14 protein-coding genes are annotated in these 16,697 nt (G+C 71.5%); 4 read left to right on the top strand and 10 right to left on the bottom strand.

What is annotated here, in order from left to right:
- The first annotated feature begins 49 nt into the window (after positions 1-49).
- On the top strand, positions 50-727 hold the full coding sequence (gene trmB / locus G401_RS0126300) for a tRNA (guanosine(46)-N7)-methyltransferase TrmB (RefSeq protein ID WP_027344829.1): 678 nt from the start codon (positions 50-52) through the stop codon (positions 725-727).
- Between the two features lie 146 nt (positions 728-873).
- On the opposite strand, the gene G401_RS48540 is transcribed toward trmB, so the two are convergent.
- Both G401_RS48540 and G401_RS48535 read right to left on the bottom strand, forming a co-directional pair.
- Positions 874-1,968, bottom strand: coding sequence for an alpha/beta hydrolase-fold protein (locus G401_RS48540; RefSeq protein WP_157546343.1), 1,095 nt, complete (start codon positions 1,966-1,968; stop codon positions 874-876).
- A 39-nt stretch (positions 1,969-2,007) separates the two neighbouring features.
- Complete coding sequence (locus tag G401_RS48535; RefSeq protein ID WP_051367175.1) at positions 2,008-6,318, bottom strand: AAA domain-containing protein; 4,311 nt, start codon at positions 6,316-6,318, stop codon at positions 2,008-2,010.
- Between the two features lie 220 nt (positions 6,319-6,538).
- On the opposite strand from G401_RS48535, the gene arfB reads away from it, so the two are divergent.
- Positions 6,539-6,961: an alternative ribosome rescue aminoacyl-tRNA hydrolase ArfB gene (gene arfB, locus G401_RS0126285; RefSeq protein ID WP_027344828.1), complete on the top strand. Its 423-nt coding sequence runs from the start codon at positions 6,539-6,541 to the stop codon at positions 6,959-6,961.
- 14 nt (positions 6,962-6,975) lie between these two features.
- On the opposite strand, the gene G401_RS48530 is transcribed toward arfB, so the two are convergent.
- The 4 genes from G401_RS48530 to G401_RS0126265 form a co-directional block, all read right to left on the bottom strand.
- Entirely contained in the window at positions 6,976-7,536 is a 561-nt protein-coding gene (locus G401_RS48530) for a hypothetical protein (protein ID WP_051367174.1), read from the bottom strand.
- A gap of 68 nt (positions 7,537-7,604) precedes the next feature.
- A complete protein-coding gene (locus G401_RS0126275; protein WP_027344827.1) occupies positions 7,605-8,240 on the bottom strand; it encodes a GOLPH3/VPS74 family protein in 636 nt (211 codons plus the stop codon).
- A 17-nt stretch (positions 8,241-8,257) separates the two neighbouring features.
- The gene (locus G401_RS0126270; protein WP_027344826.1) at positions 8,258-9,262 is read right to left on the bottom strand and encodes an acetamidase/formamidase family protein; all 1,005 of its coding nucleotides are present in this window, start codon (positions 9,260-9,262) and stop codon (positions 8,258-8,260) included.
- Positions 9,259-10,578, bottom strand: coding sequence for an APC family permease (locus tag G401_RS0126265; RefSeq protein ID WP_084557614.1), 1,320 nt, complete (start codon positions 10,576-10,578; stop codon positions 9,259-9,261). The genes G401_RS0126270 and G401_RS0126265 overlap by 4 nt, the downstream gene beginning before the upstream one ends.
- A gap of 642 nt (positions 10,579-11,220) precedes the next feature.
- On the opposite strand from G401_RS0126265, the gene G401_RS0126260 reads away from it, so the two are divergent.
- On the top strand, positions 11,221-11,433 hold the full coding sequence (locus G401_RS0126260) for an FmdB family zinc ribbon protein (protein ID WP_027344824.1): 213 nt from the start codon (positions 11,221-11,223) through the stop codon (positions 11,431-11,433).
- Between the two features lie 57 nt (positions 11,434-11,490).
- Here the strand turns inward: G401_RS0126260 and G401_RS0126255 are convergent, their stop codons facing one another.
- Together G401_RS0126255 and G401_RS0126250 are read right to left on the bottom strand one after the other, a co-directional pair.
- Complete coding sequence (locus G401_RS0126255; protein WP_027344823.1) at positions 11,491-12,510, bottom strand: aspartate-semialdehyde dehydrogenase; 1,020 nt, start codon at positions 12,508-12,510, stop codon at positions 11,491-11,493.
- 69 nt (positions 12,511-12,579) lie between these two features.
- Positions 12,580-13,557, bottom strand: a complete 978-nt coding sequence (locus G401_RS0126250) for an ArsR/SmtB family transcription factor (RefSeq protein ID WP_027344822.1) — start codon at positions 13,555-13,557, stop codon at positions 12,580-12,582.
- Positions 13,558-13,628: 71 nt separating this feature from the next.
- On the opposite strand from G401_RS0126250, the gene G401_RS48525 reads away from it, so the two are divergent.
- On the top strand, positions 13,629-14,813 hold the full coding sequence (locus tag G401_RS48525; RefSeq protein ID WP_064741855.1) for an MFS transporter: 1,185 nt from the start codon (positions 13,629-13,631) through the stop codon (positions 14,811-14,813).
- A 134-nt stretch (positions 14,814-14,947) separates the two neighbouring features.
- On the opposite strand, the gene G401_RS48520 is transcribed toward G401_RS48525, so the two are convergent.
- Together G401_RS48520 and G401_RS0126235 are read right to left on the bottom strand one after the other, a co-directional pair.
- A complete protein-coding gene (locus G401_RS48520; RefSeq protein ID WP_084557613.1) occupies positions 14,948-15,811 on the bottom strand; it encodes a slipin family protein in 864 nt (287 codons plus the stop codon).
- Positions 15,812-15,857: 46 nt separating this feature from the next.
- On the bottom strand, positions 15,858-16,652 hold the full coding sequence (locus G401_RS0126235; RefSeq protein ID WP_027344821.1) for an MBL fold metallo-hydrolase: 795 nt from the start codon (positions 16,650-16,652) through the stop codon (positions 15,858-15,860).
- Positions 16,653-16,697 lie beyond the last annotated feature (45 nt).

Genomic DNA, 16,697 nt, shown 5'->3' with positions numbered 1-16,697 from the left:
CTTAACATGAATGCGTTAATAATTTTCCAGACGGTATCCTTGATCGATCATGACCGAGACATCCCTGACGCCCCATCGCATCCGCAGCTTCCATCCCCGCCGCGGCCGGGTCGGCCCGCAGCGCGAGGACGCCTTCGACCGGCTGTGGCCGGCGTTCGGCGTACAGGTGAAAGAGGGCGTGTGGGAATCGACGTTCGGACGCCGCGCCCCGCTCGTTGTCGAGATCGGCTCGGGCATGGGCGAGACGACGGCGCGGATGGCGGCGGCGGACCCGCAGCGCGACTACCTGGCGGTCGAGGTGCATCACGCGGGCATCGCGAACCTGCTCGCCTTGATCGAGCAGGAGGGCCTGACCAACGTCCGCGTCGCGCGCGGTGACGCCCTCACCCTCCTCAGTCACATGCTTCCGCCCGGCGGCGTCGACGCGGTACACGTCTTCTTCCCGGACCCGTGGCCCAAGGCCCGCCACCACAAGCGCCGCCTCATCGCACCGGGCAACATCCCGATCATCACCCGCGCGCTGCGGCCCGGCGGCACGCTGCACTGCGCGACCGACTGGCCCGCCTACGCCGAGGTCATGCTGGAAGTCCTCGGCAGCGCTCCCGGCCTGCGCAACACCACCCAGGGGTACGCGCAGCGCCCGGCCACCCGACCGGTCACGAAGTTCGAGCAGCGGGGCATCGACGCGGGCCGCCCCATCGCCGACCTGATCTTCACCCGCGCCTGACCCGCCCCGCCCCCAAGATCCCGCTTGGATCAGGGAAATCACCCGAATCTTGGGCCAAGATTACGTGGCGATCCCTGATCCAAACCCGATCTTGACGGCCAGGGGGCTTGACGCCGGGGGCGTCAGGGCGGGAGGGCGGGAGGGCGTCAGGGCTTGGTGAGGAGGGTGATGAGGCCGTCCGCCAGGCCGCCGCGCCAGCACGCGTAGTCGTGGCCGCCCTCGTACTCGCGGTAGGTCACGTCGTATCCGCGGTCGGCCAGGATCTGGTGGAAGGCCCGGTTGCGGTCGAGCAGTCGCCGTTCCCAGGTCCCCACCTCCTGGAAGACCCGGACCGGCACCCCCCGCTCGTACGCGCGCAGCAGCTCCGGCGCGTCGATCTCGTCCGGCGCGGTGGCGGACCGCCAGAACGAGCCGGACTGGGTCAGCAGCAGGCCGAACCGGTCGGGGGCCAGCCGGGCGATCTCGGCCGCGGCCAGGCCGCCGAAGCTCTGCCCGCACAGCAGGCTCTCGGCCGGGTCGCCGGTGACCGGCAGCCGCCGGGTGACCGTCGGCAGGATGTCGTCGAGCAGCGCGGGCAGCAGCGCGGCGGGGCGTAGCAGGATGTCGTCGCGCTCACGGCCGCCGATCGAGTCCAGCAGCACGGTCACGGTCGGCGGGATCACGCCGTCCGCGGCCAGATTGTCCAATGTAGAGACCCCGTCGATCGTCATCCACGTGTCGCCGTCGAACAGGACGGCCAGCGCGTAGTGGTCGGCGGGCGCCGCCGGGACGTGGGTCCAGAACGTCGACCCGGCCGCCTCGTGCCGCTCCACCGTCCCCCGCGGTACGCCTTCCCGCCGCGCGTACCAGGGTTGGGGCAACGCGTCCGGCAGTTCGAGGACGGAGGCGCCCGCGTTCGCCGGCCAGGTCGACGGCCCGATCGTCACGGGGTTGTCCGGATCGAGGATCGACGACGAGAGGATCTTCCGGAACTCCTCCTCGGCGGGCAGGTCGCCGCGCAGCGAGCGGTCCCGGACGACGCAGAACTGGTAGGAGGCGCGTACGTCCGACGACACCTCCATCTCGCGACGCCACACGCCGTCGGCGCCCCGCTCGAACAGGAACCCGGCGAGATCCCCGTCCTCGTACGCGAAATCGACCGCGGTCAGTAGCCGGAGCAGCACTTCGCGCGCCGGGTTCTCGGGATCGTCCTCCGTCCACGTGAACGTGACCTGGCATGTGCCCGCGTCATCGAAGGTCATCAGCACAACGACAATTGTGCATGACTCGAACAAACGGCCTCAGGACGTGGCCGGCGGTTCCCCATTGTCGCCCGTGGATCCCACCGGTTCGGCGGATCCCCTCGGGGCTACGCCGTCCGCCGGCTGCCGGGCCTCGGCGATCGCCCGTCTGATGCCCTCCACGATCCGTGGACCGCGCCGGCTGAACCCCAGCTCCGTCATCGCCTCGGTGACGACATCGTCCTCGGTACGCAGCCGCCCGTCGCTCTCGATCCACCGGACGAGCGCGACCAGGTCGGCCGGCGCGTACTCGGTGATGCCGAGGCCGGGCTCGAGTTCGGGCTTGCCGCCGTCGCGGCTGCGCGGCACGATCGCCCGCCCGACGACCGGCGGGGTCTCCGCGATGATCCCACCCGGTACGCCGAGCACACCGGTCACGCCGATGGCCTCGACGCCGGAGATGCGACCGGCGTCCACGTCCGCGACCGCCCGCTTGTACGCGGCCACGACCCGCTCGATCTCGGCCTCGCGACGGTGGAACCAGTCGGTCGACCAGATCCGGTGGAACCGCCAGCCGAGCCGTTCCAGATGGTCCGAACGCAGCCGGTCCCGGTCGCGCGCGGTCGGCGAGGAGTGGTACGTGGCGCCGTCGGCCTCGATGGCGAGCACCATGAGCGCCGGGTCCTCGGGATGCACGGCGGCGAAGTCGATGCGCTGGCCGCCGACGCCGTACCGGCCGACGAGCGGTATGCCCGCCTCGGTGAGCCGGGCCAGCACGTCGGCCTCGAATTCGTTGGCCGCGCCGGCGCCCACGGCCGGCACGGCCGTCTGCGCCTGGGTCTGCGACTCCGCATAGGCCAGGTACGCCCGCAGCAGCCGGGCGCCGTCGGCCCGCAGCCGCTCGGGGTCCATGTCGTTGGCCGCGAACGAGCTGACGACGGTCATCCGGCGCTTGGCCCGCGTGATGGCCACGTTGAGCCGTCGCTGTCCACCTTGGAGGTTCAGCGGGCCGAACCGGTAGAGCATGCGCCCGTCGGCGGCCGGGGCGTACCCGACCGAGAGGATGATCGCGTCGCGCTCGTCGCCCTGCACCCGCTCGATGTTCTTGACGAAGAACGGCTCGTTGCCCCGCTCCCCGAAGAACGAATGCAGATCAGGGCGGGTGCCCAGGGCCCGGCGCAGCGCGGCGTCGATCCGGTCGGCGTGCTTGATGCCCATCGTGATGACGCCCAGCGACTCCATCGGCCGCAGCGTCGCGTGCTCCAGGATCAGCTCGACGACCTTGGCCACCTCGCCGGACGCGCTCTCCTCGGGGTCCTTGTCGGTACGCGCCGACGGCACCGGGCGTACGAGGACGTGGGTGAGGCTGCCGGCCGACGTGGCGCCCGGGAAGGTCACCAGCTCGTTGCCGTGCGGCGCGTAGATCTGGGCGTTCGAGAAGGCGATCAGCCGCTCGTCCCGGCTGCGGTAATGCCACGCGAGGTGGGTGACCTGCGGCAGCGGAAGCACCGAGGAGAACGCCTGCAGCAGCGACTCGACGTCGTCGGTGTACGCCTCGTCTTCCGGGCCGACCGGTTCGACCTCGGCGTCGACCTTGTCGAAGAAGGCGGTCGGCGGCAGCTGGTGCTCGTCGCCGGCCACCACGAGCAGCCGGCCGCGCATGATCGCGGTGATGCCGTCGACCGGCAGCACCTGGCTCGCCTCGTCGAAGATGACCACGTCGAACAAGCGCTGGGCCGGCAGCACCTGGCTGACCAGCAGCGGACTCATCGCCCAGCACGGCTTGATCGCCAGCAGGGCGTGCGGGGCCTTCTCGAACAGCTGCCGGGTGGGCAGGTGCCGTGCCTTCTTCGAGGCTTCCCGGCGGATGAGGTCCTGCTCCTCCGGGTACCTGTCCAGGGTCGCGACGAGGTGGGCGGCGGCCGCCCGGCGTACGCGCGCGGGGGTGGCCCGGATGTGTTCGGCGTCGGCCGTCTGGAACTGCTCCGAGGCGGCGTGCAGGACGGTCCCGTCGAAGCCGCGCAGCCGCGCGTCGTTGGCCACGATGTGGTCCAGGACGCTGGTCAGCCAGGCGTGGTCGAACGCGCGCCCGGCCAGGTCGGCGTCGGCGTGCCGGGCGGTCAGCTCGTCGAGCAGCCGGTCCGCGCGCCACTGCCGCAGCGCGACGTCCAGGCCGTTGCGGCGTACCGCCCGGTCGAGGCCAGCCGAGTCCGCGGCCAGCGCGTCGGCCTGCCAGTGCAGCTGCTCCAGCGGCACGTCCGCGCGCATGACCGGCACGTTCGCCAGCGACGCGGCGGCCGCCTCCAGGGCCGTGACCGCCTCGGGCGTCGCCGCGCAACCCCGGGGCGGACGTCCGTCCACACTCGACTCACGCCAGCGCCGGCCGACCTCGATCACGTCGCCCAGCGCCCGGTGCAGTTCGGCGCGGCCCGGCTTGCCGTGCAGCCACAGCGCCGCGGCTTCCTTGCGCGCACGGCGCCGGGCGAGCCAGCCCATGCCATTGGCGCGCCCTGCGGGGGCCGCTTCGCGACCTCCTCGTGCCAGCGCGGATTCACCACGACGCCTGCGCCGGAAGGCGCGATCCCCGGTCGCCAGGAACCACTTGTCCACCGGGCCGAGGTAGACCTCGGGACGCAACCGGTCGGCCACCGACTGGGCGCCGGCCGCCAGCTGCACCACGGCCGCCACGTCGTCCAGAGTGGACGGCGGTCGCAGTCCGCACTCGGCGGCCACCTGGGCGGCGAGCCGGCGCAGCACCGGCAGCTGCCGCTGGGAGAGCTCGGTCGCGGCGTGCAGCGCCGTCCGGGCCTGCTGCGGCTCCGGCGACCCGAACGCGTCCCACGCGCCCGTACGCGCCGCCGGGTCGAACAGTCCCAGCCGGGCGGCCTCGGCCAGCTGATCCCGGACGAGGGCCGCCTGTTCGCGGCCGAGCGCGAGCAGGCCGTCCGCGTACCACCGGGTGGGGGTGGCCGCGTCGGCGCCGAGGCCGAGCAGGCGGGACTGGGCGTCGAAGACCGAGACGTCCCACGGCGCGTACGCCCGGTGCATGGCGGCCTCGTGCGCGACCATCTGCTCGCGCCGGGCGACCAGCGTGCTGCCCAGCTCGGAGAGGTGGGGCTGGTGCTCGTCGGCGACCCGCAGCAGCCGGGCGTGCAGCGCGGCGGCCAGTTCGCGCCGGCTGGTCAGCCCGCCGTGCAGGTTCTGCACCAGGTCGGACAGGCCGACCGAGGCGAGCCGGTCGAGGACGGCGTCGATGGCCGCCCGTTTCTCCGCGACGAACAGCGCGGTCTGCCCGCGCGCGGCGAGCGTGGCGATGAGGTTGGCGATGGTCTGGCTCTTACCCGTTCCGGGCGGGCCCTTGACCACGAGGTGCTGGCCGGCGACGACGGCGTTGACCGCGCGGCTCTGCGAGGAGTCGGCGTCGAGGACGAGGAACTCGTCGCGCAGCGGCGTGGTGTCGGGCGCGGACCGCTCCACGGGGCTGCCGGCGGCCAGTTCGCGGGCGGCCGCGGTCTCCCCGGCCAGCGCGGCGACGACGTCGCTCACGGCGAGCAGCGCGCCGGACTGGTTGATGTCCTGGACCATCGGCAGCTTCTCGTAGACGAAGGTGCCGAGGACCTTGCCGGGGGCGATCGCGAACCCCGGTACGCGGGCCGCCAGCTTCGCCAGCGCCTCCAGCGCGAGTTCGGCCTCCTGCTCGGGCGTGACGGGCGGCCGGGGCGCGCCCGGCTCGCCGGCGACCTCCACGGGCGGCACGGTCCCGGCCAGCACCTCGTCCGCGTCGATCTGTACGCCGAAGTCGTGCGCCAACCGGAACAGCAGCACCGGGTTGACCTCGGGTTCGGTGGCGACCTTCAGCGTGAAGTCGGACTCGGTCGCGGAGGTCGGGGTGACCTTCAACGCGTAGAGCAGGACCGGCGAGCGGGGTGTGCGGTCCGGCTCGGACCAGCTCGCGAGGCCGAACGCGAGATAGCCGGCCTCCAGGCCGCGTTCTTCGGACAACTCGCGCATCTTCGACCGGATGGTACGCATCCGCCGCATCGCATCGGTACGCTGCTCGGCCTCGGCGAACAGGTCGCCGATCGTCTTCGACTGGCCGGCGAGCAGGGCGGTGACCGCCTCCGGCCGCGCCCGCGAGAGGTCCAGCGTGCCGGACTTGAGGTCGCGGTAGTAGACGAGCCGGTTGCCGCCGGACATGTCGATCAGCGAGTCGGCCCAGCGCTTGGCCGTCAGCCGGATACGCCGGGCGCGGGGCGACTCGGGCGCGTCGGGTTCGTCCGCCGCGACGGGGACGGACTGCGGTGGTGCTGATGCGGTCGGCGGTGCCGGGGCCAGCGGCATCGTCGTCTCGAAGGGCGACTCCTCGGTCACGGGCTCGATTGTGCCACGCAACGGCGACACTCTCCCGTTACGCGAGGCCGATGCGGCCGGCCGCGCGCCACCCCGACCTCCCGATCCCGCTGGGATCACGGTTGTCACCCGAATCATGGCCCAAGATTCGGGTGATTTACCTGATCCAAGCGGGATCATGAGGGCGATTCGCCTGGGATTCCGGAGGAAGCGGACGCGGCCGTGATGGCATGCTGGCGGTATGCCCGGCGCCCTTCAGATCAACAGTCACATCGTCATCCCCGAGGCCGAGCTGGGCTGGCGCTTCTCGCGGTCCGGCGGGCCCGGCGGGCAGGGCGTGAACACCGCCGACTCTCGCGTTGAACTGTCCTGGAACGTGGCGGAGTCGACGGTTCTGTCCCCGGCACTCCGGGCGCGCGCGCTCGAAAGACTGGCCGGCCGGCTGGTGGACGGCGTACTGACGGTGGCGGCGTCGGAGCATCGGGCCCAGTTGCGCAACCGGGAGGCCGCGGAGGCACGCCTCGCCGCGCTCGTCCGCGACGCGATCGCGCCGCCGCCCAAGGCTCGGCGCCCGACCCGGCCCACGAAGGGTTCGGTCGAGCGCCGGATCGCCGCGAAGAAGCGCCGCGCCGACGTCAAGCGCGGCCGCCGAGGCGACGAATAGTCCACAACCGACGGTCAGGTCCCTTGGGGGAACTCGTAGGACGTGGGCGCCTGCGGCTGGTCGTTCGCCCCGCCGAGGTACACGAAGATCTCGTCGTGCGGCTCGAACTTCATCGCGGCCGGGTCGCCGGTGACGAGCGTGCCGTTGCGGTAGACGCGTACCTGCTCGCCGTCGGCGGCCCGCGCCGAGCCGATCGCGGTGGCGCTGATCGGGTGTCCCCACTCGGTGAAGAACTGGCCGAGCGTGAACGGGATGTCGGCGGCCGACTCGATGTGCACGATGCCGGACGTGTCGTGGGTGTGCAGCGGTGAGATCTTGTTCTTCCTGGTGTCGATGCCGATCCCGCCCGGCACAGTGATGATCTTTCCGTGCGCGCTCACGTCCAGATGGGCGTGGTAGTGCACGGCCAGCATCTCCTGGCCCAGCATCGGCAGGCCGGCAGCCACCGCCGCGGCACCGGGATCGGCCGGCAGGCCGAAGTCGCCGCCGCTCGCGGCCGGTGCCGCCGGATCATCCGCGCAGCCCGCCGCGGCCAGGATCAGTACCAGGCCCGCGACGGCCGTTCGCACGCGCATAGCTTCCCCCATGGGTGGTTGAGGTACATACCGGCGATATGGACTTCGCGGGGGCGCGTACGGTTCCGTTAGCGGTAGACCGCCATCGCCGCCTCACCGATGAGACCCTCCACCGCGGCCACGATCTCCTGCACCGCCGGCGTGTGCCAGCCCAGGATCTGCTTGAGGCGCGCCAGGAGTTCGCCCTGCGGCACCCCGACGATCAGGGTGTCCTCCAGCCGCAGTACGCCGAGCAGCCCGCACAGTGCCGCGCACTGGTCGTCCGGCCGCTCCCGGCCGTGCACGACGTACCAGGCCATGGCGCGGATCGGGCCGATGACGCTGTCGTTGACCGGAGGGTAGCGGGTCGTGGTGCCGAGCAGCCGGCGCTGGGTCGTCTTGGTGACGATGCCCTTGGCGTGCAGGCCGCCGGAGGTCCGGTCGTAGATCTCGCCCGCGATGCCGGCCAGCCACCAGCGCAGCTCGCGCATGGTGTTGCTGGTGACGAGCTGCGCGATGATCCAGTCACTGATCGCGTCGTTGGTACGCGACGTGTCCTGCATCTGCAGGCGTCCCCGGTCGACGGTCAGCCGCCGGGCGATGACGAGATCGATGAGGCAGGCACCGGCCAGCCCGATCGCCAGTGAACCGGTGTGGATACGGGACTCGCCACGGTCATCGTGGGCGAGCAGGTACAACTCGTCGCGCAGAGTCAGCCGCTCCACACCGGTCCTCCGTCTTCCTACAGGCTCGCGGCAGTCGCGCGAAGCCTTGCGTGCACGCCTTCGTACGCCTCGGCGCGACCCGGCAGGTAGCGCTTGGCGATCTTGGCGAGCATCGTGTAGTTGGGGTCAACGACATTGCCGGCGGGACTGGTGCCCGCCTGCGACAGCAACTGGTACGCGTCCAGCTGTTCCAGCCCGGTGAGCGAGCCGATCCACTCCGTCATGTCCACGTGCGCGATGCGGTACGCGTCTTCCAGCGGTCGCGTCACACCGATGGACAGCAGGTGCTCGTCCGTCTCCAGGCGGGGCCACGCGGTCGCCACGCCGGGGATGAGGTCCACCACGACCGTGGTGTTCATCGCCGTCTCGACGGCGACTCCGCAGACCTCGCCCTCGCCCTGGCGGGCGTGGCCGTCGCCGAGGGCGAACAGCGCGCCCTCGACGTTCACTCCGAAGTAGACGGTGACGCCCGCCCGGATCTCCGGGGTGTCCAGGTTGCCGCCGTGCGCGTCGCACGTCAGCGTGGACCGGGCCTCGTACCCGCCGGGCGCGAGCCCGACCGTTCCGTGCATCGGGTCGAGGGGCAGTTCGACCTCGTGTCCGCTCTGCGTGGCGCGGTAGCGCACCACGCCCTTGTCGGCGTCGATCTCGTAGACCCAGACCCGCTCCTCCAGAGCCGGGTGCAGGGTCGCCGTGTTGTGCGTACCGGTGAGCGCCCCGAAGTGCGGGAAGGTCGCCGACACACCCCAGTCACGCGCGGGCGTGATCGAGGCGAAGTGCAGGGCCAGCGTGTCGCCCGGGCGGGCCCCCTCCACAAAGAAGGGGCCCGTCGTGGGGTTGACGAACGGCAGTTCACATACCTGCGAAGGCAGGTCCTTGCCGGTCCGCACGAGACCGCCGAAGCAGTCCTCCGTGTAGACCTGGAGCACATCGCCGGGGCGTACCGTCGCCACCGGTGAGCGGCCGCCGAGCGTGTAGCCGTACTCGTCGGTCCCCGGCCGGTAGGTGATCAGTTCGCTCATGCGCTCGCACCCTCCGGGGCGGGCGTAGAGGTCTGCTCCAGCGGGTGCGGCTCGAACTTCGGCTTGTTGCCGACCGCGTACAGGCCGATGAGGACGAGGACGCCGACGCCGAGCCAGACGAAGCCGACGATCTGCGCCAGGATCTTCGCGTTGATGATGACGAAGATCAGGATGGCCGCGCCGATGAGCGGGGCGACCAGGTGCGCCCACAGGTTGCCCGAGCGCTTCTTCACGACGTAGTGCCAGATGACCGTGACGTGCAGGATGACGAACGCCACCATCGCACCCATATTGATCATCGAGCTCATGATCGTCAGACCGTCCGTACGGCCGTAGTTCATGTACAGCACCAGGCCGATCGACAGCGCGGCGACGAGCAGGATGGCGTTGGTCGGGACCGCCCGGCGGGGCGACACCTTGGCCAGGAAGCTCGGCAGCTGCTTGTCGCGGCCCATCGCGTACAGGAGGCGGGAGACCGCGACCTGGGCGACGAGGGTGTCCGCGAGGCCCCACGCGATGGCGGTGGCGATGGACGTCGTCTGGTACAGCCAGTGCCCGCCCGCCACCTGGGCGGTGTCGTAGAACGCGGTGCCGGCGGTGTCGCCGTTGGCGATCAGGCCGGCCGCGTCCGGAACGAGGGCCGCGGCCACCCAGACCTGCGCGATGAACAGCAGGCCGGCGAGGCCCAGCGCCCAGCGCATCGCCTTGGCGACGTCGGTCGCGCCGCCCTTGGACTCCTCGACCAGCATCGCGATGCCGTCGAAGCCGAGGAACGACAGGACGGCGACCGAGACGGCCGCGCCGACGACCGACCACGAGAACGCGGACGAGTCGAAGACCGCCTTGAAGCTGAGGTGGCCCTTGCCCTGCGAGATGGCGTAGATGCCGACCGCCAGGTAGATCGCCAGGATGATGAGCTCACCAATGATCATGAGCTTGGTGAAGTTCGCGGTCAGCTTGATGCCGCGGAGGTTGATGATCGTGTTGGCGCCCACGAAGATGAGCAGCCAGCCCCAGACCGGGATCGAGGTCACCGTGGCGTTCATGGCCAGGCTGGCGACCAGGTAGAGCAAGCCGGGGACAAGAAGGTAGTCGAGCAGGATCGCCCAGCCGGTGATGAAGCCGAAGGGCGCGCCGATGCCCCGGCCCGCGTAGCTGTAGACGCTGCCGGAAAGCGGGTACGCGCGCACCATCTGCGCGTAGCTCGCCGCGGTGAAGAGCAGGGCCACCAGGCCGACGGCGTACGCCAGCACGGGCATGCCGTTGGAGACCTGGAAGACCTGGCCGAAGATGGCGAACGGAGCGATCGGAACCATGAAGATCAGGCCATAGAAGACCAGGTCAGCAAGGTTTACGCCGCGGCGCAACTCCTGCCTGTACCCGAACTCGCCTAACGTGTTGTCAGACACGCGCACTCTCCCCTATCGACTCCCGCTGGGGGGTAGCGGGAGGAACGTTCGGTGGTCGAGGGAGAACACGGGGCGGGCAGCACCGCTCGCACCGGCGAGAGTGTGGGGTAGCCGGTGTGCAGATGCCGCACCTGCCCCGAGGCTCGCCCCGGGCCCCCCGTTTCTGCCAGCGGACAGCCTCCCATGTAGATCCGCTTTTGTCCACCAGCTCTTTCGTTCTACTATGGACCGTTTTCGGGAAGGTTAACGGGACGTCGCGGATGACGCCATCGATGAACGTCGTACCAGGTAGACGGGCCTTGCGACGATCCCGATCTTCATCGACGCCGCCGCATTCACCACCGTCTGACCGAATAGCACGCAGAGTAATTGCCGAAAGGCAACGACCGGACCGCCTGTAAAGGGTTACAGACCCGACCCGCGTACCGTGACCGCGGGACTCCGTAGTCATACGAGCACGATGTTGGAGCCGCCTGGGAGGCGTCCGGCGGAGTCATTACTCCTTATATGGAGACGGACTCCCTATAGGGAAACAGGTAGCATGGCGCCATGCCCCGCTATGAGTTCCGCTGCCGCGCCTGCGGCGACACGTTCGAGGTGGACCGGCCGATGAGCGGCGCCACCGAACCCGCGCGCTGCCCCGAGGGCCACGACGACACCGTCAAGCTCCTCACGACCGCCGGGATGGCGGGACGCGTACAGGTCTCGGCCCCGGCCGGCGGTGGTGGGGGCGGCTGCTGCGGCGGCGGCTGCTGCGGCTGACCGGGGTACGGAAAAGGCGCGGGACCCCGTCGGGGACCCCGCGCCTGGGTACGCCTGCTACTCGGCGGCGATCAGCTCCGCGATCTGCACCGCGTTGAGGGCGGCGCCCTTGCGCAGGTTGTCGCCGGAGCAGAAGAGCGCCAGACCGTGCTCGACCGTCTCGTCCGCGCGGATCCGCCCGACGAAGGTCGGGTCCTGGCCGGCCGCCTGCAACGGGTTCGGCACGTCGGTCAGCACGACGCCGGGCGCGCCGGCGAGGATCTCGCGGGCCCGCCCCGGGGTGATCTCCCGCTCGAACCGGGCGTTCAGCTGCAGCGAGTGGCCCGTGAACACCGGCACGCGTACGCAGGTGCCGGAGACCTTCAGTCCGGGCAGTTCGAGGATCTTGCGGCTCTCGTTGCGGAGCTTCTGCTCCTCGTCCGTCTCGTCCCGGCCGTCGTCCACGAGCGCGCCCGCGTACGGCAGCACGTTGAACGCGATCGGCCGGACGTACTTCCTCGGCTCCGGGAACGCCACGGCGGAGCCGTCGTGGGTCAGCTCGGCCGCGTGCTCGACGACGGCGCGGACCTGGCCGTCCAGCTCGGCGACGCCTTCCAGGCCGGAGCCGGAGACCGCCTGATAGGTGGCGGCCACCAGGCCGACCAGCCCGGCCTCCAGATGCAGCGGCTTGAGCACCGGCATCGCCGCCATCGTGGTGCAGTTGGGGTTGGCGATGATCCCCTTCGGCCGGTCGGCGGCGGCGTGCGGGTTCACCTCGGAGACGACCAGCGGCACCAGCGGGTCCATCCGCCAGGCCGAGGAGTTGTCGATGACGACCGCGCCGGCCGCCGCGACCTTCGGGGCGAGCGCGAGCGAGGTGCCCTTGCCGGCCGAGAAGAGCACGATGTCCAGGCCGCTGTAGTCGGCCGTGGCCGCGTCCTCGACCGTGACCGTGCCGTCACCCCAGGGCAGCTGCTTGCCCGCCGAGCGGGCGGAGGCGAACAGCCGCAGCTGGTCGACCGGGAACTTGCGGTCCGCGAGGATCCGGCGCATGACCCCGCCCACCTGGCCGGTCGCGCCCACGATGCCGATTTTCATGGCGGCCAGCCTACCGAGGACACCGGGCCCGCGAGCAGCTGACTTCCCACCTGCTGAACGTCGGGTGCGTCACGCGGCCGCCGCGGCGAGCAGGGTGTCGGCGGCCGGCGTACGCACGTTCAGCACGGAATGCCCGGATCGGTGGGCCGTGATGAGCCCGGCCGCCCGCAGCACCCCCAGCTGCTGCGACACGCCACCGGCCGACAGCCCCGTACGCCGGGCCAGCTCGGTCGTCGAGACCGGCGTCTCCAGCGCCACCAGCAGTTGCGCCCGGGACCTGCCCAGCACCGCGGCCAGCGCCTCGGGTGCCGACGCGGGGGTTTCCCAGAGCGTACCGACGCCGCGGGGCGGGAAGGCGAGTTGCGGGTGCTCGGCCGAGCTCACCGTACGCACGGCCGGCCAGGTGAACACGACCGGCACGAGGACCAGCCCGGCCCCGGCGAGCACCGTCCCGCCGGCGCACCACTTGTGCGCGACCGACAGCGTGTCGGCCTCCCAGCCGACCCGGTCGTGCAGCCCGTTGAGCAGGCCCGCCGTGCCCTCCTCGGCGAGCAGCCGGGCCCGGTGGAAGACCTCGGCCTCCAGCAGCGCCCGCATCCGGGGCCAGTCGGCGGCCAGCGCGATCTCCCAGTAGCGGGCGATCTCGCCGGTCAGCCGGGCCAGGCCGGCGGCGGGATCCGCGTACAGGGCCGCGACCGGTGCGGTGAACGGCGGTTCCAGGAGATCCAGCTCCCGGCGTACGACGGTGTGGTCGGTGGCGAGAACGACCCGCAGCTCGGCCGCGAGCGACGGCGTCAGGGTGCCCGGCGGCGGCGTCAGGAAGTCGGGCATGTAGCGCGGGCCGGCCGGGATGAGGCCGGTGAGCAGGTTGTCGCCGCCCGGGGCGAGACCCGCGGCGGACAGCGCCGGCAGGACCCGCTGGGCCCACGGCCGCAGCGCGGCGGGCGGGTCGAGCAGTGTGTGGAAGCTCGACGCCGCCTCCCAGAGGCACGAGAGCGCGAACCGGATGCGGGCGACGTCACCCGCGGTGAACTCCATGGTCAGCATCGGCCTGCCCCCAACATTCGGACCGGCCTAAAACAATACTCCGCACGCGGGGGCCGCCCGACGATCATCATGTGCGAGAACTTCCCCGCTCTTTCTGGATCATCGCCGGTGGCACCGTGGCCAACCGGATCGGCGGCATGGTCGTCCCCTTCCTCGTCTTCTTCCTCGGCGCGCACCAGGTGTCCGAACAGGACACCGGCTGGATCGTGACCGCCCTCGGCGCGGGCGGCGTCGCCGGCTCCGTCCTCGGCGGCTGGCTCGCCGACCGCGCCGGACACCGGACCACCCTGCTGATCGGCCTGCTCGCCGCCCCGGCCAGCCTCGGCTTCCTGTTCGCCGCGCCCGGCGTACCGGTCATGGCGGCGGCCGCCGTCCTCGTCGGGGTCACTGCCAAGATCTACCCGCCGGCCGCCGCCGCGCTCGTCGCCGACGGCGTCACCGGCGCCCAGCGCCTGCGCGCCTTCAGCCTCATCCACTGGGCCTACAACATCGGCGCCGCCGGGGCGGCCGCCCTCGCCGGCTTCCTCGCCGCGCACGGCTTCGGCCTCATCTTCGCCATCGACGCCGGCACCAGCCTGCTGTTCGCCGCGATCGTCGTGGCGGGAATCCCGCGCACCGGCCGGCGTACCCGGCCCGCCGGCGGCACCGGCTACGGCATCCTCCTGCGCGACAAGCTCATGCTCGCCTTCGTCGCCCTCGCGCTGTCCCAGGAGATCGTCTACAGCCTCACCGAGTACGCCGTCCCGTTGTCCATCCGCCTCGACGGACTGTCACCCGCCGTCTTCGGCACGGTCGCCGTGGTCAACGCCGCCCTCGTGGTCCTGCTCCAGCCGGTGGTGTATCCGGTCGTCGCGCGCCTCAACCGCTACGCGGTCCTCGCGGGTGCCACCGCCGTCGTCGGCCTCGGCATCGCGGCGACCGGCCTCGGGCACACCCCGCTCTGGTACGCGATCACGACCGCGATCTGGTCGGTCGGCGAGGTCGCCGGGGGCATCGTGGCCGGCGCGATCGCGGCCGACCTGGCGCCCGCCGGGGCGCAGGGCCGCTACCAGGGCGTGATCACGTGGACGGCGGCGTCCGCCCGGCTGATCGGCCCCGCCGTGACGACCTGGCTGTTCAGCACGGCCGGCCCGGGAGCGCTGTGGTCCGCGACGGCGGTGACGGGGGTCGTCGGAGCGGTCTGCCTGCTGGCGCTGGCCCCGGCCCTGGCCCGCCGCTCGGTCCCCGCCCCGGCCCCGGCTCTCGTCCCGGCCTGAGGCCCCTGATCCCCGTGGCGCCACACGACCCGTGGCGCCACATGATCCCGTTTGGATCAGCGAAATCACCCGGATCATGGGCCATGATTCGGGTGGCAACCGTGATCCAAGCGGGATCTTGAGGGCGGGAACGCTCAGTCGAGGAGATCCGGGTCCTCGGGCTCCTGGTCCTGGTCCGGGTCCGTACGCTGCGTCGGGATCACCGGCGCCGGTCCTTCCGGATAGACGGGCGCGACCGCGCGGTCGAAGAAGCGCAGCAGTTCCACCGGGAACGGCATGACGAGCGTCGAGTTCTTCTCCGCCGCCACCTCGACCACGGTCTGCAGCAGCCGTAGCTGCAACGCGCCCGGCGTCTCGGACATGATCTGCGAGGCGTCGGCGAGGCTCTGCGCCGCCCGGTACTCGCCGTCGGCGGTGATGACCCGCGCGCGGCGTTCCCGCTCGGCCTCGGCCTGGCGCGACATCGAGCGCTTCATCGACTCGGGGAGCTGGACGTCCTTGATCTCGACCCGCTCGATGTGGATGCCCCACGCCGCCATCGGCGCGCTGAGCACCTCCTGCAGGCCCCGGTGCAGCTCGTCGCGGTTGGACAGCAGCTCGTCGAGCTCCGCCTTGCCGATGGTCGAGCGCAGCGAGGTCTGCGCGAGCAGCTCGACCGCGACCCGGTAGTTCTGCACCTCGATGATCGCCTTCATCGGGTCGACGACGCGGAAGTAGACCACCGCGTCCACCTTCACCGACACGTTGTCACGGGTGATGCCCTCCTGCGACGGCACCGGCAGGGTGATGATCTGGATGTTCACCTTGCGGACGCGGTCGATGAGCGGGACGACGATCGTCAGCCCGGGCTGGCGTACGCGCCGCAGCGCCCGGCCGAACCGGAAGACGACGCCGCGTTCGACCTGATTGACGACGCGTACGCCGCCGAGGACCATCCAGCCGACGATGACGGCGGCGACCAGGCAACCGGCCGTCGAGGCGTATTTGTCCACGGTCATCACTCCCTCGATCCCCGCCCACCGTAATGCATGGGAGCGCGCGGGATCAGCCCGCCAACCGGACGAAGGCCTCGGTCAGGTGCGGCGTGGCCAGGATTCCGCCGCGCAGTTCGCGCAGCAGCCGTACGCGTACCGCCCGGGCGGCGGACTGGTCGGACTCGTGCGCGTACCCGAGTTCGGGGTGGAGCAGCTGGATCGCGTGCACCAGCAGGTCGCCGGTGACGAGCAGGCGGTCGTCCCCGTCGGCGACCAGGACGGACTGGTGGCCCGGGGTGTGGCCGGGGGTCGCCACGATCCCGACGCCGGGCGCGAGGCCGCGGTCGCCGGTGACCACGTCGAGCTGCCCGGTGCCGCGCAACGGTTCCAGCAGCCGGTCGAGCAGGGCCGAGCGGGCCTCCTCCAGGGCCGTCACGTCGGCCGCCTGCAGCAGGTAGCGGGCGTTGCGGAAGTACGGCCGGCCGCCGGTGACCGACCATCCGATGTGGTCGGTGTGCACGTGGGTGAGCACGACGATCTCGACGTCCTCGCGGGCGATGCCGGCCTCGGCGAGCGCCGCCGGCAACCGGCCGGGGACCGGCGCCCACGAGGCGGCGGGCGCGTCGGCGGGCCCGATGCCGGTGTCGACGAGGATCGTGCGGCCGTTCGGCTGGCGCAGCGCGAAGCACCGGAACCGCAGCTGCCACCGGCCGTCCGGCAGCAGCGCACCCGGGTCGTACGTGTCCGCGGCCGCCCACTGTTCCGCCGTGGCGGCGGCGAAGACCTCTTTCCGATCGGCGAAGAAGGGGCCGGCGCCGTCCTCGAGCATCACGATCTCAATGTCGCCGATCCGCAACGGGTCCATCCCGGGATCATGCCATCCGCCCGCTCACATTCCGCCCGCCGACTT

Source organism: Hamadaea tsunoensis DSM 44101, from assembly GCF_000428945.1.
Taxonomy (GTDB): Bacteria; Actinomycetota; Actinomycetes; order Mycobacteriales; family Micromonosporaceae; genus Hamadaea; species Hamadaea tsunoensis.
Note: the sequence above shows the minus strand (reverse complement) of the source record. Positions and strands in the feature narration are given on the sequence as shown.

Excerpts from the sequence above, each read along its gene's own strand:
- trmB (WP_027344829.1), top strand. The coding sequence starts at position 50 with ATGACCGAGACATCCCTGACGCCCCATCGCATCCGCAGCTTCCATCCC.
- G401_RS48540 (WP_157546343.1), bottom strand. The coding sequence starts at position 1,968 with ATGACCTTCGATGACGCGGGCACATGCCAGGTCACGTTCACGTGGACG.
- arfB (WP_027344828.1), top strand. The coding sequence starts at position 6,539 with ATGCCCGGCGCCCTTCAGATCAACAGTCACATCGTCATCCCCGAGGCC.
- G401_RS48530 (WP_051367174.1), bottom strand. The coding sequence starts at position 7,536 with ATGCGCGTGCGAACGGCCGTCGCGGGCCTGGTACTGATCCTGGCCGCG.
- G401_RS0126270 (WP_027344826.1), bottom strand. The coding sequence starts at position 9,262 with ATGAGCGAACTGATCACCTACCGGCCGGGGACCGACGAGTACGGCTAC.
- G401_RS0126265 (WP_084557614.1), bottom strand. The coding sequence starts at position 10,578 with ATGGTTCCGATCGCTCCGTTCGCCATCTTCGGCCAGGTCTTCCAGGTC.
- G401_RS0126260 (WP_027344824.1), top strand. The coding sequence starts at position 11,221 with ATGCCCCGCTATGAGTTCCGCTGCCGCGCCTGCGGCGACACGTTCGAG.
- G401_RS0126255 (WP_027344823.1), bottom strand. The coding sequence starts at position 12,510 with ATGAAAATCGGCATCGTGGGCGCGACCGGCCAGGTGGGCGGGGTCATG.
- G401_RS0126250 (WP_027344822.1), bottom strand. The coding sequence starts at position 13,557 with ATGCTGACCATGGAGTTCACCGCGGGTGACGTCGCCCGCATCCGGTTC.
- G401_RS48520 (WP_084557613.1), bottom strand. The coding sequence starts at position 15,811 with ATGACCGTGGACAAATACGCCTCGACGGCCGGTTGCCTGGTCGCCGCC.
- G401_RS0126235 (WP_027344821.1), bottom strand. The coding sequence starts at position 16,652 with ATGGACCCGTTGCGGATCGGCGACATTGAGATCGTGATGCTCGAGGAC.